We start from the raw sequence: 19821 nt of genomic DNA, 5'->3' as shown, positions 1-19821 counted from the left end.
AGGACTGAATGAGTAAGGTCGTAAAGGTTCTGAAACTTGGTTCCAGGAACGACCAAGAGGGCAACGGCAAGGGCCACAACCGAAGCCGGGCTCTGGTCGCCGGGGGCGCTGGCTTCCTGGGATCGCACCTGTGCGAACGTCTTTTGCAGGACGGATACGACGTCGTCGCGGTGGACAATTTCCATACCGGCAAAAGATACAATCTCAATGCGCTGCTGCACGATCCGAGATTCAGCTGCATCGAGCACGACATCGTCGATCCATTGACCTTGGACCTCCGGTTCGACGAGATCTACAATCTCGCCTGCCCCGCTTCTCCGCCACACTACCAGGCAGATCCGATCCATACCTTCAAGACGAGCGTGCTTGGCGCGCTGAACCTGTTGGAACTGGCGCGTCGCAACAACGCCAAGATATTCCAGGCCTCCACGTCCGAGGTCTACGGCGATCCCTTCGTGCACCCGCAACCCGAAAGCTATTTCGGCAATGTCAACACGCACGGACCGCGGTCCTGCTATGATGAAGGCAAACGCTCGGCCGAAACCCTGTTCTTCGACTATTCGAGGACATATGGCCTCGATATTCGCGTTGCCCGCATCTTCAACACCTACGGCCGCCGCATGCAGCCCGACGACGGGCGCGTCGTCTCGAACTTCATCGTCCAGGCGTTGCGCGGCGAAGACCTGACCGTCTATGGCAGCGGCTTGCAGACCCGTTCCTTCTGCTACGCCGACGACCTGATCGAGGGCTTCATGCGGCTGATGAACGCGCCGAGTGCCCCTACCCACCCGGTCAACCTCGGCAATCCCGGCGAATTCACCATCATGGAACTCGCGACGCTGGTCGTGGGCTACACCAATTCCAGATCAAAGATCGTGCATCGGCCACTGCCGATCGACGATCCCAGGCAGCGCAAGCCGGACATTTCCTTCGCCAGGAACAATCTCGGTTGGGAGCCGAGGATCAATTTGGCCCAGGGGCTCGCGCATACCGTCGACTATTTCGACACCCTGCTCTACGGAAGGCGGCTGGCCAAGGGCGCCGCGGCGGCTTCATGACCGGGAAAGCAATCCTGGTAACAGGGGGAGCCGGCTTTATTGGCAGCCACACCTGCAAACTGCTTGCCGCCGCCGGTTACCTGCCCGTGGCCTTCGACAATCTATCCCGCGGCAACGAGAAGTCCGTCGCCTGGGGGCCGCTTGTCGTCGGCGATATCCGGGACCGTGCCGCAATGCAGGCGGCTATCGCCACGTACCAGCCGACCGCTGTCATCCACTTCGCGGCGCTGGCCTATGTCGGCGAGTCCGTCCAGCAGCCGGCCGAATACTATTCGACCAATGTGGCGGGCACCATCGCCGTGCTCGATGCCGCACGCGCGCACGCCATTGAAAACATCATTTTCTCCAGCAGTTGCGCCACCTACGGCGTGCCGGAAGCATTGCCCGTTCGCGAGAGTTCGTCGCAAAATCCGATCAGCCCTTATGGCCGTACCAAGCTGATGGGCGAACAGATCATCGGCGACTATGCGTCCGCATACGGAATGAAGTTTGCCATCCTGCGCTACTTCAACGCCTGTGGGGCCGATCCCGACGGGGAACTCGGCGAGTGGCATACGCCGGAAACGCATCTGGTTCCCAGGGTTCTGATGGCGGCGTCAGGCATCATCGATGAAATCGAGGTCTTCGGCACCGACTATGAGACGCCGGACGGGACTTGCGTGCGCGACTACATCCATGTCAGCGACCTGGCTCGCGCCCACCTGAAAGCTCTCCAACACCTGGAAGGCGGAGGACAAAGCCTAGCGGTCAACCTCGGCACCGGACAAGGCGTATCCATCAGGGAGATTGTCCAGGCGGTCAGCCGGGTGACGTCAAGACCGGTCCCGGCCGTCTTCAGGGCCCGGCGCCCGGGGGACCCGGCCGAACTCTATGCCGATCCGAGCAAGGCGCGCGCGCATCTTGGCTTTGTGCCTGAGCTTTCCGACATCGACACGATCGTCAGGACGGCCGCCCCATTCTTCGGGCTGCGGACGAAACCGGAGACACTGCCGCCAAGCAAGGCGGCAGCATCTGCCCGATAGATCACAGAGAGCGGGCTCGGCAACTGGCGCGCTGGCCAAATCCGCTGGGACTGCAGACATAGGGCGAACCGCCCGAGAACGTAGCGCCATCGACGGGATCGAAAGCGACCTTCACAGGTCCCAACGTCGGGGTTGTAACCGGCGGCGGTGCAAAAGCGTAAGTTCTTTCAGTGGTCCGTGTGGTGCTTGTCATCAGGACCTGGGGCTCGGCCCTGAGCGACTGCACAACATATCCACCTTGGAATGGCTGGACTGGAGGCCTGCTCTGGACCGGGTGCACGGCTGGCGTGATGATGACGGAACCGGTATTGGTCGCATCCATGACCTGACACCCTGCAACCAGGGAGGTCACCGCCACCACAACAATAGAGAGGGCTTTCTTGCTTGGGCGAAATACGCCCGCTGCGGAATTGTTCGCCATGTGTCCCTTGCCTTTGAGTAAAGCCAGGACGCGTTGCGACGCCTGCGCCGCCTCACGTCGTTTCAGTGACCACTCGCACATCACACAAGAATATTAGACATCACTAATTATTAAATTTCATGAAAGCCGTATGGTGGTGTACCCATCGTCTCGTCGTTCTGTCAGAGAGGAATCGAATGCGACCATTTGGCGGTCGGTGCGACGGCAATTCCTGCCGGACTGCTCCGCGCTTTTATAAGCGATTCGCAAGCTTCTTCACAGGCCCGGCAAAAGCAGCCTGCCTGACTCCGACACGCCGCACACGCCGTCACCGATGCCATATGGGGACGCGCCAACGGAGCCAGGAACGGCGTTTCCCGTCATGCCGTGGGCCCAGCCTGGCCAGCCTTAATTCTTGGAATCGACCAACTTACGGGCCTCTTCAAACTGAGCGGCCTTGGTATCACCAGGTTCGAATTTTCGGTGTTCGTCGGAGGGATCCTCGGGAGTTCGTTTGAAACTGTACCATTCCCCGTCCGGATCCTTGCGCTGCTCGATGGTTCCATCCTTGATCTGATGGCTATAGCAGGTACGCTGCTGTTTGCCCTTGTAGCTCTTGGATCGCCAGGCGACATCCATGCACATCTTGCCGTCCTTGGTCACCAGCCACCTGCCCTCGGCGACAGAGGCTGAATCCTGCCCCGACGTCCAGGCCTCGAGGCGTCGATTGCCCCGTGCGAAATAGGCCGCTCCGTTTTTCCACACCCATGTGCGATCGGCATACAGAAGCTGCAACTCATAGGGGGTTGGCACAGTGGCACTGTCCGCTTTTGCAGGTGCGCCGTCTTTGGCGGCGGCCGCGTGGGTCGCTCCCGCGAGGGCCACCTGACCGCAGAAGGCGAAGAGAAACAGCAGCGGCGTGAAACTTGCAGTCCGACGAGGTTCGTTGTGTGGCCGATGGTCGACGCCAAGCGGCGGCAAGCTGGTCGGAGCTATCGGTACAATCGGCGTTGGCATGTCTGTATTGTGGCCCAAGGCAGCGCTGTCGGCGCGACAGGCCTGAGAACTATTTAACAGCCGCGGGAGCTGCGATGTCAACTTTCGCGACGCCCGCTTTCGCCAAAATTAAGGATTGCGTCGTATACTCCTTCACCTTTGACAATCGCGTGTAAAAGCAACATCCGCAGACGTCAGAGAGGATGCGGTTTCAAATGGGCGCCGACCCGGAACTAAATCAGGCCGAGGTTCAGCAATACCCGCGGCAGCCGACTGCTTGGGGCTCGGCTGCTCGCAATTACCTGAACCTCGACACGGCTATCTTGCTGGGGATCCTGTTCATCGCGATCGTGTTCAGGTTCCACAACATAACCTTGCCGCTGGTCGACGTCTTCAGCTGGCGCGAGACAAGCACAGCAATGATGGCCGACAATTTTCAACAGCGTAGCTGGAATATCTTCTTCCCTGAGGTCAGTTGGACCGGGCCCGGGCCGAGTTATCAGGGCCGCGAGTTCCAGATCGTCAGCTATCTGACCGCCCTGCTCTACCAACTCTTCGGCTGGCACGACTGGTTTGGCCGCATGGTTGCGGCCTTCTTCGGTCTGGTCACGGTGTTTTCTCTGCACAGGTTGACGGCGCTATGCTGGGGCGAAACGCATGCCCATGCGGCGGCGCTTGCCTATGCGCTGATGCCGGCGGCGATCATGATCGACAGCTCGTTTCTTCCAGATCCGTCGATGTTGGCCCTGGTGACAACAGGCGTCTGGCTTTTCGCGAGGTACTGGGCCGGCGGCAGCAGCTGGCTTTTGCCGGTTGCCACCGTCAGTTTCTCGCTCGGCGTGCTGGCGAAACCGCCGGGGCTCGCCGCCGGCGCCGTCATTTTCTACCTGATGGTTTGCTGGATTGTCGAGAAGAAGCGAAAGCAGGCGACCAGGGTGTTCCTGTCAGGGCTTTTGAGCCTGGCCATCATCGCCGCATATTTCAGCTGGGCGATCTATCTCGGCCGAACCTATCCGCCATTTCATGTCGCGGGCAGCGGTTATATCTGGGATTCCGGTTTCTGGACATTCTTCAAGGAGAGCTTCTACTTCAAATCGGTGTGGAACACCTCGGTTTGGTGGTTCTACGGCTATCCGTTCATGGTGCTGATCGCGGTGGGCTTCTGGATGCCGCCCCCCGCCGAAAACCAGAAACAACGTACACTTTCGGCCATTCCTTATGTTTGGCTGGTGGCGGCCATGGCCGTCTATCTGGCGGCGGCGCGCGAGATCACCAGCAATCCCTGGAATTACCACATCTTCCATGTCCCGTTGGCGATGTTCTGCGGCCGAGGAGCACTGGTCCTGGCAACTCTGCCATGGGGCAACGCTCCGTCGCCGGCCATGGTCCTGCGCTCGATCTGTATCGTGGCCGTGACGCTGGTGTGGTCGACCTTTCCCCTCGTCAAGACAATGAAGAAGCCGGTTGCCATCAATGGCAAGCTGCTCGGCGAGGAACTGGCGAGATTGGCACAACCGGGTGACCTCGTCGTCGCAATAGCGCCCGAGGTCGGCGATCCAGTGGCTGTCTACTACAGCAGGGCGCGCGGCTGGGTGTTCCCGCCCGGCGGCGGCGATGTCGAATGGTCGAAATTCGTCGCGGACGACGACACCGCGATCGCGCAGCTCGAGGAGTTGCGCGCGCAAGGCGCAGATCTGTTCGGCGCGGCCAAGAACGCCGCCGACAAGCAAGACCTGCTGTTCGTCGAGCATCATAACGGGGTCATCGACTATCTGGACAAGACCGGAACCAAGCTTGTGGATTCCGATGATTTGCTGGTCTATAGGATCACCCGCCCTTGAGAGCCGCGACGGTCGGGGGCCGTGGGTTTTGGACATGCTCCCAGCAGTCGACGGCTCCGCATTTCGTCCGCGGGAGTTCGGCAAGGCGGTGGGCCAGGCGCCGAGTCCGGTTGACGCCATGGGCATCCGGGCACCACGCATTGCCGCCGCCCGGACGAGGCGGCGAAAACCAGCGGAGAATTGGTTGAAAAGAGCAATCTCGATAGTCGCGACGCTGGCCCTGCTGGTCTGGCTCACCAGCGACTCGCGCTGGAGGACGGTCGGCGACGCCTTCGACCGCGTCACGCCCGGGACGCTCGCGGTGGCGACGCTCGCTTTTTTCGTCACCTATGTCTTGCGAACGCTGCGCGTCTGCGACGAGTTCCGCGACGAGGTGCAAGGCCGTTTCGGCGCCTGCCTGCGCGTTATCCTGATCCACAACGCGATGATCAACGTCGTCCCTTTCCGCGGCGGCGAGACGGCTTTTCCCCTGCTCCTGCGCCAGATCTTCGGCGTACCGCTCATGCGCGCCAGCGCCTCGCTGCTGTGGTTCCGGCTGCAGGATGCCTTCGTCGTCGGCGTGCTGGCGTTGGCGGTTTGGCCAGGCCTGCATCCGGCGATCAGGGTCGCGGGCGTGGCCGTCCTGGTCGCGGTGGCATGGTACCTGCCGCGCTGGGCGCGCGCGCCGCATGACTGGGCCGGGCGCGGCAAGATCGTGGCCAAGCTCGGCTTGCTTCGCGACATCTTCACCGAGGCGACGGGGCGCTCGCGCTACGGCTGGTGGTGGACGATCGCCAACTGGTCGCTGAAGCTCGCCGTGCAGGGATGGCTGCTGGCGCTGATACTTGGCACATCGTTCACCACCGCCTTTCCAGGCGTCGTCGGCGCCGAAGGCGCCGCGATATTGCCGGTGCAAGGCGTCGCCGGTTTCGGCACCTACGAAGCGGCGGCGGCGGCGGCGCTGCTGACTTCCGGAATTGCGATGAAGAGCGGCTTGCAGGCGGCGCTGGCATTGCACCTCTTCATCCTGTGCTCAGCTGTCGTCACGGGCGCGATTGCCTGGCTGTTTCCCTCGAAATCGACGCTGCCGGGGAACCCGGCCGCCGGATCTGCAAGGAAGCCATCCCTATGACCGTATTACCTATCCCTGCTTCGGGACTGCCCGACGGCGCGGTGATGCCGGACCATACGCTGTCCATCGTCGTGCCCATGTATAACGAGGCCGAAAACGTCGAGCCGCTGCTGGCGCGGATTCACCAGGCCATGGAACATTATGGCCAGCCATGGGAGGTCGTGCTGGTCGATGACGGCAGCACCGACGCGACCGTGAGCGAGATCAGGCGCCTGGCGGCGCAATACGGCCCGCATGTGCATTCGGTCGAGCTGGTGCGCAACTACAAGCAGACCGCCGCCATGCAGGCCGGCATAGACGCGGCACGCGGCGACGTCATCGCCACGATCGACGGCGACCTGCAGAACGATCCCTACGACATTCCGCGCATGGTCTACCGCTTGCTGAGCGAGGATCTCGACCTGGTGGTCGGCTGGCGCAAGGATCGCCAGGAAGGGTTTTTTATGCGCCGGCTCCCCTCGCGCATCGCCAACGCGTTGATCGCGCGTGTCACCGGCGTGCGCCTCAAGGATTATGGCTGCAGCCTCAAGGTCTATCGCGGCACCGTCATCCGCAGCGTCAAGCTCTATGGCGAGATGCACCGCTTCATCCCGGCATGGCTGGCCACGGTGACGACCCCACGACGCATCGCACAAGAGGTGGTGACGCATCACGCCCGCATTCACGGTCAGTCCAAATACGGGATTTCGCGCACCTTCAGGGTCGTGCTCGATCTGGTGTTCATGTATTTTTTCATGCGCTATCGCACCCGGCCCGGTCATTTCTTCGGTGGTATCGGCATCGTGCTCGGCGCGCTGGGTTCGCTGATCCTTGCCTATCTGCTTTGTCTGAAGGTGTTTTTCGAGGAAGCCATCGGAACACGGCCGATGCTGTTCACCGGCTTCTTCCTGCTGATCGCCGGGGTGCAGATGGTGACGTCGGGCGTGCTGGCGGAAATGCTGGCACGCGTCTATCACGAAGCGAACGGATCGTCGGCCTACGTCGCGCGGCCGCGGTCGGCGCCGGAAGACAATGATAGCGGCTGGCACCGCCCCGCCCGTTTGTCGTGACGTGATCGGAATACCGGACAGGGATTTCGGTTTCAGGCGGAAAGTGCCGATCGAGGGACAGAATGGCAGCGTCCGCCGATTGCCATCGCCAGGAATGGCGACCGCGGGCAAGAGATCAGGCGCAATCCCTCGCCAACCTCTTGCCCTCGGCTCGCGCCCCCCGCGAGGAACGGAGCGGCGGCTGCATAAGTCAAATCACGCCGCCACTTCCAGGTCTGACGCCCTAGAACGGTTCACAGTTTCAAAGAGGACGCCGAACCAATCCATCTCTTTGTTCCAGGCAGTTTCGCAAGGGCAAGCGCTACGCGCTTGTCCCGGGAAAACCGTTACACACTGTTCCCGTAATTGCTTCAGTACCGCGAACGGCAGCTGGCGCGCTGGCCAAAGCCGCTCGGGCCGCAAATCCAGGGAGAGTGACCGAGCAACGGCCCGCTATTGCCCAAACTGTAGGAAACCTTCACGGGCGCCGTCTTGCCGATCCGCTGCGGCCGGACGAAAGCCGCATAGGCCTCCTCTCTCGTGCGTGTCACGCTGGTGATCCGCGTGAGCGATTTGCGATCGACCAGATGCAACCGTTTCTTCTGGACGTAGTGAGCCTTCTGGCCAAGCATATGAGCCTCCGGCCTGGTGCTGATCGAGCCGGTCTTGGTCGCATCCATACTCTGACAACCGGACACCATCGAGATCAATGCAACAGCTGCGAATGCACAGGCATATTTCTTGCCGATCCTTGGCCAATTTCCAATATATGTTTTCATCGACGCCCCCTGCAAAAACATAAGCCACTGGAGCGCGGGGATATATTGTCGGTTATTTTGTGTTCCGCGCCACGCTAGCAGCCTCACGCCGCTCGCATCATGATCTTATATTAGGGGATACTTATTAAGAATCGCGCAAGCGACATGATGAGCGCGGTCTGTCCGCACTCGATCGGATATTATTAAAACTGAATCTATTGAGACTGCGCCGGGGTTGCGCGGACGGCCGCCGGCTCACAAGGCGAATGTTCCGGGAAGCGTTGTCGCGCGCGCCTCTTCAACGTCAGCGCGGCGTTTCCCAACCCGGATCGAAGTAGAAATTGCGGGCACCGATATTACCCTGGCCGGCGCCGGAAATCACATAGGCTATGCGCACGATGCGCAAGCCGCCGGCGCCCTGCTGCAATCCGTAGACGCCTTCCATGCCGCGATCGTAGAAGCCCACGGCCGGCACGGCGAGCGCCAGCACGGCGAGCGAGGCCTGCAAGGTCATCTTCGCGGCATTGGCGCGCAACGGGATCTTGTTCTCGATGACGTGTCTTGAAACGATCACCACCACCAAAAGCCCATAGAGGAATGCATTGAACGCCGCGAACCAGAAAAAGCCGGTCGCGTCGAAAGGGTGCTCAATTATCAACACGGGCAGTGCCGCGCCGATGGCCAGCGCCACATAGGGAACGAAGGCGCGGACCGGCAACAGGCTTTTGGGACCGCTGCCCTTGGGGGTGACACGGAAATCGACGAAGGATTTGGTCAGATAATCGCGCAGCGACGATAGCGTGCCGGCCAGTACCCAAGGCCAGCGTGCGAAGAAAAGAAACAGCGTGCCTTCCCAGCTTATCGTCTTGGCCGTCAGCGGCCGAGAGAGGCCGAATGCCTTCAGCATCATGACCAGGCCCACCAGAGCAACGGCGTTGGGCAGATAGTGAAGAAGGAAGTCGGCATACATGACGTTGGCGAAGTTGCGCCCGGTGAAGAGCGCATACATCGGCATGACGTACATCAGCAATGCGAAGATGGCGAACAGTGGATACCAGAGCTGGCAGAACAGGAACTGAAACTTCAGCCTCCAGGGCAATTTGGGAAAATATGTGGGCGAGTATTCGAGCAGGATCGTCATCAGGCTGCGCGACCACTGGAATTCCTGGGTGACGAGATCGGCAAAGGTCTGCGGGCCGTCGCCATGGGCGATGGCGTCGAGCGCATGCACGCCGCGCCACCCGGCGGCGTTGATCAGCATCGAGGTGGAGTGATCCTCGGCCAACTCCGGACCGAGACCGCCCGCCTGCCTCAGCGCCTTGGTTCGAACGGCATAGTGCGAGCCGATGCAAAGCGGCGCGCCGCCACCGGTATGGCCGGACTGCAAGGGCCCGTGAAACATCCCTTCTGGAAACAGCCGGCCACGCGCTGCCCAGCTTTCGGCGGCGTTGTTGTCGCAGATGCTCGGCGCCGAGACATAGCCGACCGCCGGATCGGCGAAAGGATAAAGGATTTCCCTGAGATAGGTTGGCGTCGGCCTGTGATCGGCATCCATCTGGGCGACGAAATCGTAGCGCTCATAACCGTAGTGGTCATAGAAGAACGCCAGGTTGCCCTCCTTGCAACGGGTGCGGCGCGGCCAAGTCTTGCGGTGGTAGTCTTCCCTTCCGCGCCGCGTCGAAATGAACACGCCGTGGGCATCGCACCAGCGAACCGTCTCCTCGGACGGGTCCTCGTCGGCCAGCCAGGTGTCATGCGGATAGTCCTGCGTAAGCATTGCTTCCAAGGTGCGCGCAACCACGGCGAACGGTTCGGACGGCGCCTTGGTCACCACCATGGCGACCCGCGAGCGCTTCGGGATGCTGGCAAGCTTGGATGGCTTCCTCGAAGCGTGCACGTTGAGCAGAAAATACATCGGCATCAAGGTCAGCCAGGCCAGCACCAGCGTCGCAAAGATGTATGACCCGAGGTATCCGATATGGTCCGGCTTCAGCCACCAGATCCAGAAAAAGCCGAGAGTGACGAACCAGGAAGCCAGGCCGAGCCGCAGGATCCACTGCCGGACCGGAGACAATATGGGCACCAGGAAAGGAACCTGCGCCGCGGCGTTGGCGTGCATCCTCCCACGCGGCCGGGTCGGCCTGGTCTTGGGACTGATGATCCCTGCGTCCGCGGAAACACTCATACAACTACCGCCGCCACTCCGAGCATCAGCCGAACGACGGCCGACACGCTTTTCAGGTCGGCTTCAGAATCCCTCCACATCTCATTAGAGTCAACTAAATTAACCGATCCTTAACTAGCTTTCTTGAGAACTGGTTAACCTAACGCCTTTGAATCGCAGCAAGTATTCCGCCGAAGAGTCGCCGTCGACCCATGCCGGAATGATGAACCGCACCTTTTTTGCGCTTTGGAGAATTCGCCGGGGTCAAGGCGATCTGGAGGCTGCACCGCCGGGCAGCGTTAACCATGTTGCGAGCGCCAAGGTTAACCGATCGTTAATTGTTCTTGACTCTTGGTCCGGTCCGGCTCTTAAATTAGTCAGGGATGATATATCGGAATATTGACGCGAATTTGTGAGTATCGCGGCGAACTTTCTCTCTGAAGCTCCTCAGTGTCGGCGCCTTGAGAGATAATTTGGGTGGCCCCTTGCACAGGTTGGCACACCCGCCAATGGTCGCTCCGAAATCCCGCAGATTCCGCCAATAGACCCGATCGGTGTTGGGTAGTCGTGTCGATCAGGCATCGATGCGGCGGGCGAAGCCTTGGCTTCCATGGGAAGCTAAGGCCATAGGAGGTCAACGATGAAACACTCCGCAGCAAATGTACTTGTAGTCGCGCTGGCTTTGGGCGGAAGTGCCGCGTTTCCTTCCGCGGGAGGCGCCGGTTCCGCCCCCGCGACAGACCCCGTCCAGACGAGCAGCGCCGCGTCGGCATTCGGCTCGTACGATCCGTATGGCGATTTCACCAATGACAAGACCGCCAGCATCGAGGAACTGTTCCTGCCTTGGGAAGATGTCGATCTATCGACGCTGCCTCTGGCAGACACCTATGCCCAGGAGCGCGGTCGCTCGCTGTTGATCACGATCGAGCCGTGGACCTGGTCGAAGGACTGGCGCATCACGCCGCCCGAACTGCGTGACGGCATATTGGGCGGCAGGTATGATGCCAATATGCAGGCGATCTGTGGCCTGGTGGGACAGATGAAAAGCCCGGTAACCATTCGCTGGGCGCAGGAAATGGAAGACAAGAACGGCCGCTTCACCTGGGCCAACTGGGCTCCCAAGGACTGGATCTCAGCTTACAAGCGCGAAGTCGATATCTGCCGCAAGGCGGCCCCCGCGGCCAAATACATGTGGTCGCCCAAAGGTGAAGAAGGCCTGGAAAAATACTACCCCGGTGACGACTATGTCGACGTGATCGGCCTGTCGGTGTTCGGCCTGCAGAAAAAGGACAATGACGAGGCCGGTCGCGACCGTACGTTCGCCGAGATGCTGAAACCCGGCTATGACCGCGTGGCGGGTTTCAACAAGCCGATCGTGGTGGCGGAACTCGGCTATGTCGGCAAGCAGGACTATGTTTCGAAGTGGCAGGACGATTCCCGCAAGTCCTATGCGGAGTTCCCGGCGCTCACGTCCGTTGTCTACTTCAACCAGAAAGAAGTGTGGCCGTGGCTGGGGGGCTATGGTCTGCCCGATTGGAGGGTGACCCAGCACGTCCTGCCGTAGACGCATCGTTCGATGCGTCCCGACACGATCGGGATGGATCTCCATCTTTCTTGTTTGATTGGCATCCATGCCGGACCAGTGTTTCGGCATGATGGTTGAGGCGTGGCGTGAATCAGTCTGTGGAGTAGTTCCGTGAAACGAGTGCTGGGTAATTGTGTCGGAGCGGCGTTCGCCTGCTCCGTTCTTGTTCTTGCCTTACAGGTCCCTGCGACAGCCGAGACAGCGACCAAAATCGCCGAGCAGGCGCAAAAGGGCGCCGTGGTGCCCGACGAAGGCGTCTACCAAATCTATCAGAACCATTCGTGGATGTGGGGCAATCACGGGGCCGCGTTCTTTGCCGTCAGGCAGCGGCAATTCAACGCCTGGTCGACCGAAAAGGGCCAGCCGGGCTATGGCGACGGGACATGGTTCATCCCCGGCGGCGGCAAGTTGTGCTACCGCGCGCAATGGCACGGCGCCTGGGGCGTGAAGGGCTCCATGACCTGCTTCGAGCATCGCCAGACCGGCAAGGCGATCTACAAGCGCAAATCGCCTGATGGCGAATGGTACGTTTTCAGGAGCCCGCATCGGAACCGCTCGGACGAGTTCATGAAATTGAAATACGGCGACTACGTCACCAGGAAACAGAACCGAATCAAGGCAAGACTCTAGAACTGTCATCCGCGACGCTGGGCTGGAGATGCTCATCGTTTCGGGGAAACGCCGAACGGCTCCAGCCCTTGGTTCTTACGCACCTCCCTATGGAGTGCGCTACGCGCTTTCCCTGGATAGGTGCACAGTTTTCCTGGAATTGCTCTAAACTAGGCCTTGCGTTCCCAGCGGCGGTCTGACGTCTGCTGCCAGTAGGTCACGGCGTGGCCCGCGTCCTTCATCGTCTTCCAATGCGCCCGGGCCATCTCGACCTGGGCCGCGTCATGGCCATCGAACAGGAAAACCGCACGCTCGTAACCGCCGAGGTCGGGCGGGGCGGCGCCGTCGACCAGGAACCTGATTTTGGCCTCGTTGGGGTTGCCGGCGCCGGTGGTCAGCAGGATTGGCTGTTCAGTTGGGTAGGCTTCGCGATCGGTCGCGTGCGCCAGGAAGGAATCATCGCGGAAAGTCCACAGATGCTGGTCGAGCGCGTCTCGCCGTTCCTCGGTGCCGGTCTGCACCACGGCGCGCCAGCCGCGATCGACGCTGCGCTCGAGCAGCCCCGGAAGCGCATCCTCCAGGGTCGATTCGGTCAGATGGTAGAACAGCACATCGGCCATGGATCGACGTCAGCTTTCGTAGTGATCACGCACCAGCCGGTCCAGCAGCCGTACGCCGAAACCCGAACCCCACGACTGGTTGATCTCGTTCAATGGCGAGCCCATCGCGGTACCGGCAATGTCGAGATGTGCCCAGGGCGTGTCCTTGACGAAGCGCTGCAGGAACTGCGCGGCGATGATCGCGCCGCCGTAGCGGCCACCGATGTTCTTCATGTCGGCATTCTTGGAATCGATCAGCTTGTCGTATTCGGCGCCGAGCGGCATGCGCCACAGCCGTTCCTGCGTTGACTGTCCGGCCGCGGTCAGCCTTTGCGCCAGTTCGTCGTTGTTGGAGAACAGGCCCGCATAATGCAGGCCGAGCGCAACCATGATGGCGCCGGTCAGCGTCGCCAGGTTGACCATGAATTTCGGCTGGAAGCGGTCGTTGCAGTACCACAGCGCGTCGGCCAGGACGAGGCGCCCCTCCGCGTCGGTGTTGAGCACCTCGATGGTCTGTCCCGACATCGAGGTGACGATGTCGCCCGGGCGCTGCGCATAACCGTCGACCGCGTTTTCGACAAGACCGATGATGCCGACGACATTGGCCTTGGCTTTGCGCGCGGCGAGCGCGTGCATCAACCCGGTCACGGCGGCAGCGCCACCCATGTCGCCCTTCATGTCCTCCATGCCGGACGCCGGCTTGATCGAATTGCCGCCGGTGTCGAACGTAACGCCCTTGCCGACGAAGGCGACCGGGCTGTCCTTGGGCTTGCCGCCGTTCCATTGCATGACCGCCATACGGGCGCCACGCGGCGAGCCCTGCGCGACACCGAGCAGCGAGCCCATGCCGAGCTTCTTCATCTCCTTTTCGGCCAGGATCTCGACCTTGACGCCAAGCGCCTCGAGTTCCTTGGCGCGGGCGGCGAATTCGACTGGTCCCAGCACGTTTGCCGGTTCGTTGACCAGATCGCGCGCCAGAAGCACACCGTCGATCACCGCCTCGGCATCGGCGAAGGCTTTCTTGGCGCCCACCGGATCGGCGGTATGGATGGTCACCTTGACCGGCTTTTTCGGATCGGCCTTGCCGCTGCCCTGGCCGTCGTCCTTATCCTTCCTGGTCTTGTACTTGTCGAAGGAATAGCCGCGCAAGAGAATGCCGGCCGCAAGGTTCGCGGCGTCCTTGCCATCGGGCGAGGCACCGGCCAGGTCGAGCACCACGGCCACGTCGGTTGCCTTGCGCAGCGATGCCGCAATGGTGCCGCCGAGCTTCAGCCAGGCATACTCGTCGAGCCCCGACACCCTGCCTGCGCCGACCGCGACCAACCTGTCGAGCGATGTTGCCTCCGGCGCCAGGATTTCGACAGCGCCGGCGAACTTGCCGGTAAATTCGGCGACCGGGAAAGCCCGATCCAGCGTCTTGCCCGGATCGTAAGCCCTGGCCATATCGCTCAGGCCACCGTCATCCGCCGACAGCACGAAGACCGTGCCCTTTCTGTTCGCCGCCGTCTGGGGCGCGGCGAATTTTGCAAAGGCGATCGACGGTCTCGGGTTCATCATGTCCTGCTTTCGGGGATTGCGCGATGATGCGCGAAGCGGTTTGAAGCGATCCGCGACATTTGGTCGTTTTCCGGCATTTGGCAAGACTTTGCCAAAATGGCTACCCATATGAGACATGGAATCGATGGCGATTCGTCGCGGAACGGCTCCGCTTCATGCCGCAACCTGTTGTTAACCATCGATGTTCGTCCTTTCTTATCCATTGCCGCCGACACTCCGGCCTACTGCGGCACGCGACGTGGGACGGGAACCGGATCGCCTGCCTAATGCAGCCCAACGGAGCCAGTTGTGCGGGCGTCGCCGGACAGCTACCCTTAGCGTGGTGGCATGATGCCGTTCGAGAAAATCGAGTAAAGCCTTCATGAAGGTCGTTGAACGCTACATCATGCGCCGCACTTTCGTGGTCTTCCTGGCAGCACTGGTCTGGACGCTGGCCATCGTGTGGACGACGCAGGTGTTGGCCAAGATCAACCTGGTCACCGACAGCGGTCAGTCAGCTTTGACCTTCTTCGAGGTCGCGTCCCTTATTCTCCCCTCCATCGTTCCGATCGTCGTGCCTTTCGCGCTCGTGGTGGCGGTCGCCCAGACGCTCAGTGTGATGAATTCGGATTCGGAACTCGCGGTGGTCAATGCATCGGGAGCCTCACGATGGACCATCGTGCGGCCGATCATGCTGCTGGCGCTGGCCGCCAGCGTCTTTTCGTTCGCCGTGGACAACGGCATCGACCCCTATGCACGACAGAAGAACCGCGCCCTGGTGGCGGAGTCGCGCGCCGACCTTTTGTCGCTGATCATCCAGGAAGGCACCTTCCGCAAGATCGAGGACGGACTGTTCCTGCAGATTGGCGAGCGGCTTCCCGACAACCGGCTGGGTGGCATCTTCGTCGCCGATTCGCGCGAGGAAGGCGTCAATCTCGTCTATTATGCCAAGACCGGCAGCATCATCGAACGCGGCGGCGAAAAGGTGCTGATGATGAATGATGGCGTCATCCATCGCAAAACGCTGACGGGCGACCTCAGTGTCATCCGGTTCACGTCCTATGCCTTCGACATGTCGGCCTTCATGTCGGCGGCCAACCAGGTGACGCTCCTGCCAAAGGACCAGACCACCCAATACCTGCTCAATCCAAGTCCTAACGACAAGAATTACCAGCAAAGTCCCCAGGAGTACCGGGCCGAGGTCGACCAGCGGTTTTCGGAATGGACCTACTCCATGGTTTTTGCGCTGATCGCGCTCGCGGTGGCGGGAGACGCGCGTTCGCATCGCGAGGCGCGCGTCAATCCGCTGATCACCGCCATCGCGATATCGCTGTTCGTGCGCTGGGTGGGTTTCTTCGCCGCCAGCAAGGCCGATGAGGTCCCGCAATATGCCTACATGGTCTATGGCGTGCCGATCGTGGCTTCCGCGGTGGCGATCTGGTTCATCGTATCGAACCGGACCATGGAACTGCCGGTTGCCTGGGCGGACTGGATGACAAACCTGGCCAGCCGAATCGGTGATGGCTGGAATGCCCTCAAATTGCGTCTCTCCAGGCGCGACACCTCAGGCCAGGGGGTCGGCTGATGGGCTGGACTCTGGGTCGATATTTCTTCTTCCGCTACGTGGCGATCACGATCTGGTTCTTCCTCGGCCTTCTGGCACTGGTATTCCTTATCGATTTCACCGAACTGTCCGGCCGCACCACCGGCCTGCCAGGGTTCACCTATGGCACGGCGATGGCCATTTCCGGCCTTCGAATGCCCATGATCATGCTGCAGACGGTGCCGTTTGTCGGCTTGTTCTCGGCGATGGCGACGCTGGTTTCGCTCAACCGGCGGTACGAACTTGTCATCGCGCGGTCCGCGGGCGTTTCCGCCTGGCAGTTCCTTTTGCCGTGCTGCATCGGCGCACTGCTGTTCGGCGCCGTCTCGGTCGGAATCATCAACCCGCTCGCCGCGCACGCCTTCTCCTTGTCCGAACAGATCGAGACGCAGCTGCGCTCCGGCAAATCCAACACGGTTTCGGCCGACGCCGCTCCCTGGATTCGCCAGAAAACCAGTTCCGGCGATACTATCATCGGCGCGCGGGCCATCCTCGACCAGGGTCTGGAGATGGCCGACGCGGTCTTTTTCATCCTCGACCAGCAAGGCAATATCGTCGAGCGCAAGGATGCGGCGCGTGCTTACCTGCGCGACGGTTATTGGGAATTGCAGGATGTGAAGATCTTCAGGAACGGCACCATCCAGCCCGTCGCGAACGATCGTGTGCCGACCAATCTGAAGCCGGAATTCGTGCAGGAGCGGCTGGCACGCCCGGAGACAATTCCCTTCTATGACCTGCCCGGAAAAATCGAGGTTGCCCGTTCCTTCGGCCTCAAGGCAAATGCCTTTGCCATGCAGTTTGATTCGCTGGTGGCGTTGCCGTTTCTCCTCGTCGCCATGACGCTGATTGCGGCAACAGTTTCAATGCGATTTGCGCGAATGGGGCAGTCGGCAACGATGATTCTGGGTGGCGTCGTTGCCGGGTTTCTGCTTTATGTCGTTTCGGTGCTGGTGAAGGCGTTCGGCGTGGCGGGGTTCGTGCCGACTGCCATAGCCGCCTGGGTGCCGGTCGTGGTAGCTATGTTCTTCGGGGTGACTTTCCTGCTATACAAGGAAGACGGCTAGTGAGGGAGGCGTTTTTGCCCAGCGACAGGCAGGCCCGTTTGGCGCGCCTCTATGCGGCGAGCGCCTTGGCGTGCCTGGTCGCCTGCGGCGTCCCGCTGCCGGCGTTCGCGCAGGATGTCGGCAACATGGCGACCACGGTTCCGTCCGGCTCGCAGATGCTGCTCGCCGCCGACACGCTGGAATACAACAACGACAACCAGACGGTGACCGCCATCGGCGGCGTGCAGATCGACTATGGCGGCAACCGCCTCGTCGCCCAGAAGGTCGTGTACAACCGCAACACCAAGCGAATGGTTGCCAGCGGCAATGTCGAGATCGTCAACAGCGACGGCACCAAGATCAATTCGCAGCACATCGACATCACCGACGATTTCGCAGACGGCTTCGTCAACGCGCTGCGCGTTGAAACCGTCGACAAGGCCTATTTCGCCGCCGAAAGCGCCGAACGCATGGGCGGCGTGCTGACCACCTTCCACAATGGTGTCTACACTGCCTGCGAACCATGCGAAGACAAGCCCGACAAGGCGCCGACATGGCGCGTCAAAGCCAGAAAGATCATCTGGAACGGCGAGAAGAAGACGGTTCGCTTCGAGAACGCGAATTTCGAGTTCTTCGGGTTTCCGCTGGCCTACTTGCCGGCGTTCGAGATCGCCGACCCGACGGTGAAGCGCAAGAGCGGCTTCCTGATCCCCAGTATCGGCTACAACAGTCACTTGGGGTACAGCGTCAAGATCCCCTACTATTTCGCCCTTTCGCCGACATATGACCTGACGGTGACCGGAAGCGGCTACACCAAGCAGGGCTTCCTCGGCGAAGCCGAATGGCGCCAGCGCTTCAACAATGGCGAATACACTTTCAAGATCGCCGGCATTCAGCAGCAGGATCCGGACGCCTTCATCGACGGCGCGGCATTCCCCTCGACCGCTGGTCACAATATCGATTCCGGCGCGGTGGGCGATCCGAACAAGTTCCGCGGCATGATGGGCACGCAGGGGCAGTTCGCGATCAACGAACGCTGGAATTTCGGCTGGGACGTGTTGCTGCAGACCGACAAGAACTTCTCCAACACCTACAACATCGCCAAGTACAATGCCTACGTTCACCAGTCGTCCGTCTACCTGACCGGCCTTAATGACCGTAATTATTTCGACGTGCGCGCCATGCATTTCGAGGTCCAGGAAGATACGCCCAACGAAAATGCCGCGGCGCGAAGCGGCCAGCAGCCTTGGGTGCTGCCCTCGCTCGACTATGCCTATATCCCCGACACATCGGTCGCCGGCGGCCAGTTGTCGTTCAACGTAAATACGCGAGTCATTCGCCGCGAAGATCTTGACGAAGCTTTCAACACGCCATACGATTCTGCCACGCCGGCACAGCGTGTCCGTGGCATAGAGGGCGAGTCTGGCAGACTCACCACCGAAGCCGAATGGAAGCGGACATTCGTTACCGATGATGGGCTGGTATTGACACCACTGCTGGCATTCCAGGGCGATGTTGACTACGTCCGCGCGTCATCGGCTTCGCTCGCGGCCATTCAGGAGATGGCCGCCAACCCTGACATACATACCAGCGAAGACATGCGCTCGTCCTTCGCACGCTACATGGCGACCGCCGGGCTCGAGATGAGCTGGCCGCTGTTGTTCTCGCTGGCCAGCGGGTCGAGCCACGTTGTCGAGCCGATGGCTCAGGTGTTCCTGCGCCCGAACGAACAGTATGTCGGCGGCCTCTCCATTCCGAACGAAGACGCTCAAAGCATGGTTTTCGATGCAACCACGCTGTTCGAACGCGACAAGTTCTCCGGTTACGACCGCATCGAGGGCGGCTCGCGTGCCAATGTCGGCCTGCGCTATTCCGGCTCCTACATCAACGGCTGGGGCACCAATGCGATCTTCGGCCAGTCCTATCAGATTGGCGGCGAAAACTCCTTTGCGGCACCCGATCTGGTCAATGTCGGCGCAAATTCAGGGCTTGAGACGACCAAGTCCGACTATGTCGGCCTGTTTGGCATAACCAGCCCCAATGGCTTCGCGGCCTCCGTCAGCGGCCGTTTCGACGAACAGAGCTTCGAGATCCGCCGCGCCGAGCTGAAAGCTGCTTATTCCGGCCTGCCGGTGTCGTTGAGCGCCAAGTATGCCTTCATCCAGGCCCAGCCGCTCTATGGGTTCACGACCGACCGTCACGAGGTCACGCTCGGCGCATCGACACATCTTGCCGAGAACTGGCGCGTGTTCGGAACAGGAACCTACGATTTGCAGGAGGGCCTGCTGGTCAAGGACGGGGTGGGCTTCGCCTACAACGATTCCTGCTTCACCTATCTGATGACGTACGCGCAGTCGCGTGACCTGAACACCAGGGAAGTGACGCAGAGCATCGGATTCAACCTGTCGTTCCGCACCCTCGGCGACTTCGGCTCGTCGACCAACGCAATCGACACCATCCAATAAGCG

The 19821-nt window shown here is 60.9% G+C and carries 15 protein-coding genes; 10 read left to right on the top strand and 5 right to left on the bottom strand.

What is annotated here, in order from left to right:
- The first annotated feature begins 8 nt into the window (after window positions 1-8).
- Window positions 9-1058 carry a UDP-glucuronic acid decarboxylase family protein gene (locus EN824_RS09545; RefSeq protein WP_127279833.1) on the top strand — a complete coding sequence of 350 codons (1050 nt, stop codon included), beginning with the start codon at window positions 9-11 and terminating at the stop codon, window positions 1056-1058.
- A complete protein-coding gene (galE, locus tag EN824_RS09540) occupies window positions 1055-2080 on the top strand; it encodes a UDP-glucose 4-epimerase GalE (RefSeq protein ID WP_127871446.1) in 1026 nt (341 codons plus the stop codon). Before EN824_RS09545 ends, galE begins: the two co-directional genes overlap by 4 nt.
- 808 nt (window positions 2081-2888) lie before the next feature.
- Here the strand turns inward: galE and EN824_RS09530 are convergent.
- Entirely contained in the window at window positions 2889-3497 is a 609-nt protein-coding gene (locus EN824_RS09530) for a DUF995 domain-containing protein (RefSeq protein ID WP_189343620.1), read from the bottom strand.
- Between the two features lie 194 nt (window positions 3498-3691).
- On the opposite strand from EN824_RS09530, the gene EN824_RS09525 reads away from it, so the two are divergent.
- The 3 genes from EN824_RS09525 to EN824_RS09515 all read left to right on the top strand — a co-directional run bounded on the left by EN824_RS09525 (window position 3692) and on the right by EN824_RS09515 (window position 7477).
- Complete coding sequence (locus tag EN824_RS09525) at window positions 3692-5317, top strand: glycosyltransferase family 39 protein (protein WP_127280528.1); 1626 nt, start codon at window positions 3692-3694, stop codon at window positions 5315-5317.
- Window positions 5318-5501: 184 nt separating this feature from the next.
- Window positions 5502-6428 carry a lysylphosphatidylglycerol synthase domain-containing protein gene (locus EN824_RS09520; RefSeq protein WP_135863801.1) on the top strand — a complete coding sequence of 309 codons (927 nt, stop codon included), beginning with the start codon at window positions 5502-5504 and terminating at the stop codon, window positions 6426-6428.
- A 44-nt stretch (window positions 6429-6472) separates the two neighbouring features.
- Window positions 6473-7477, top strand: coding sequence for a glycosyltransferase family 2 protein (locus EN824_RS09515; protein ID WP_210212407.1), 1005 nt, complete (start codon window positions 6473-6475; stop codon window positions 7475-7477).
- A 350-nt stretch (window positions 7478-7827) separates the two neighbouring features.
- Here the strand turns inward: EN824_RS09515 and EN824_RS35895 are convergent, their stop codons facing one another.
- Both EN824_RS35895 and EN824_RS09505 read right to left on the bottom strand, forming a co-directional pair.
- Entirely contained in the window at window positions 7828-8088 is a 261-nt protein-coding gene (locus EN824_RS35895; protein ID WP_245464269.1) for a hypothetical protein, read from the bottom strand.
- Window positions 8089-8518: 430 nt separating this feature from the next.
- Window positions 8519-10399 carry a cellulose synthase catalytic subunit gene (locus EN824_RS09505; RefSeq protein ID WP_127276084.1) on the bottom strand — a complete coding sequence of 627 codons (1881 nt, stop codon included), beginning with the start codon at window positions 10397-10399 and terminating at the stop codon, window positions 8519-8521.
- 619 nt (window positions 10400-11018) lie between these two features.
- Here EN824_RS09505 and EN824_RS09500 point away from each other — a divergent pair.
- On the top strand, window positions 11019-11942 hold the full coding sequence (locus EN824_RS09500; RefSeq protein WP_127276083.1) for a glycoside hydrolase family 26 protein: 924 nt from the start codon (window positions 11019-11021) through the stop codon (window positions 11940-11942).
- A 132-nt stretch (window positions 11943-12074) separates the two neighbouring features.
- The gene (locus tag EN824_RS09495) at window positions 12075-12593 is read left to right on the top strand and encodes a DUF995 domain-containing protein (protein ID WP_135863798.1); all 519 of its coding nucleotides are present in this window, start codon (window positions 12075-12077) and stop codon (window positions 12591-12593) included.
- Between the two features lie 149 nt (window positions 12594-12742).
- On the opposite strand, the gene EN824_RS09490 is transcribed toward EN824_RS09495, so the two are convergent.
- The gene (locus tag EN824_RS09490; protein WP_127276081.1) at window positions 12743-13192 is read right to left on the bottom strand and encodes a DNA polymerase III subunit chi; all 450 of its coding nucleotides are present in this window, start codon (window positions 13190-13192) and stop codon (window positions 12743-12745) included.
- A 9-nt stretch (window positions 13193-13201) separates the two neighbouring features.
- Window positions 13202-14725, bottom strand: a complete 1524-nt coding sequence (locus EN824_RS09485; RefSeq protein ID WP_127276080.1) for a leucyl aminopeptidase — start codon at window positions 14723-14725, stop codon at window positions 13202-13204.
- Window positions 14726-15089: 364 nt separating this feature from the next.
- Here EN824_RS09485 and lptF point away from each other — a divergent pair, with 364 nt between their 5' ends.
- From lptF to EN824_RS09470, 3 genes are read left to right on the top strand one after another with little or no spacing between them, the layout of a single operon-like run.
- Window positions 15090-16292 (top strand): LPS export ABC transporter permease LptF, encoded by a 1203-nt coding sequence (gene lptF / locus EN824_RS09480; protein ID WP_135932183.1) that lies wholly within the window; start codon window positions 15090-15092, stop codon window positions 16290-16292.
- Window positions 16289-17374 (top strand): LPS export ABC transporter permease LptG, encoded by a 1086-nt coding sequence (lptG, locus tag EN824_RS09475; protein WP_189343640.1) that lies wholly within the window; start codon window positions 16289-16291, stop codon window positions 17372-17374. The genes lptF and lptG overlap by 4 nt, the downstream gene beginning before the upstream one ends.
- Window positions 17374-19818: an LPS-assembly protein LptD gene (locus tag EN824_RS09470; RefSeq protein WP_189343619.1), complete on the top strand. Its 2445-nt coding sequence runs from the start codon at window positions 17374-17376 to the stop codon at window positions 19816-19818. The genes lptG and EN824_RS09470 overlap by 1 nt, the downstream gene beginning before the upstream one ends.
- The last annotated feature ends 3 nt before the right edge of the window (window positions 19819-19821 follow it).

This window comes from Mesorhizobium sp. M8A.F.Ca.ET.181.01.1.1, from assembly GCF_004792025.1.
In the GTDB taxonomy this organism is placed as follows: domain Bacteria; phylum Pseudomonadota; class Alphaproteobacteria; order Rhizobiales; family Rhizobiaceae; genus Mesorhizobium.
Note: the sequence above shows the minus strand (reverse complement) of the source record. Positions and strands in the feature narration are given on the sequence as shown.

Bases quoted from the DNA above. Each gene is read 5' to 3' on its own strand.
- EN824_RS09545 (WP_127279833.1), top strand. From the start codon at position 9: ATGAGTAAGGTCGTAAAGGTTCTGAAACTTGGTTCCAGGAACGACCAA.
- galE (WP_127871446.1), top strand. From the start codon at position 1,055: ATGACCGGGAAAGCAATCCTGGTAACAGGGGGAGCCGGCTTTATTGGC.
- EN824_RS09530 (WP_189343620.1), bottom strand. From the start codon at position 3,497: ATGCCAACGCCGATTGTACCGATAGCTCCGACCAGCTTGCCGCCGCTT.
- EN824_RS09525 (WP_127280528.1), top strand. From the start codon at position 3,692: ATGGGCGCCGACCCGGAACTAAATCAGGCCGAGGTTCAGCAATACCCG.
- EN824_RS09515 (WP_210212407.1), top strand. From the start codon at position 6,473: ATGCCGGACCATACGCTGTCCATCGTCGTGCCCATGTATAACGAGGCC.
- EN824_RS35895 (WP_245464269.1), bottom strand. From the start codon at position 8,088: ATGCTTGGCCAGAAGGCTCACTACGTCCAGAAGAAACGGTTGCATCTG.
- EN824_RS09505 (WP_127276084.1), bottom strand. From the start codon at position 10,399: ATGAGTGTTTCCGCGGACGCAGGGATCATCAGTCCCAAGACCAGGCCG.
- EN824_RS09500 (WP_127276083.1), top strand. From the start codon at position 11,019: ATGAAACACTCCGCAGCAAATGTACTTGTAGTCGCGCTGGCTTTGGGC.
- EN824_RS09490 (WP_127276081.1), bottom strand. From the start codon at position 13,192: ATGGCCGATGTGCTGTTCTACCATCTGACCGAATCGACCCTGGAGGAT.
- EN824_RS09485 (WP_127276080.1), bottom strand. From the start codon at position 14,725: ATGAACCCGAGACCGTCGATCGCCTTTGCAAAATTCGCCGCGCCCCAG.
- lptF (WP_135932183.1), top strand. From the start codon at position 15,090: ATGAAGGTCGTTGAACGCTACATCATGCGCCGCACTTTCGTGGTCTTC.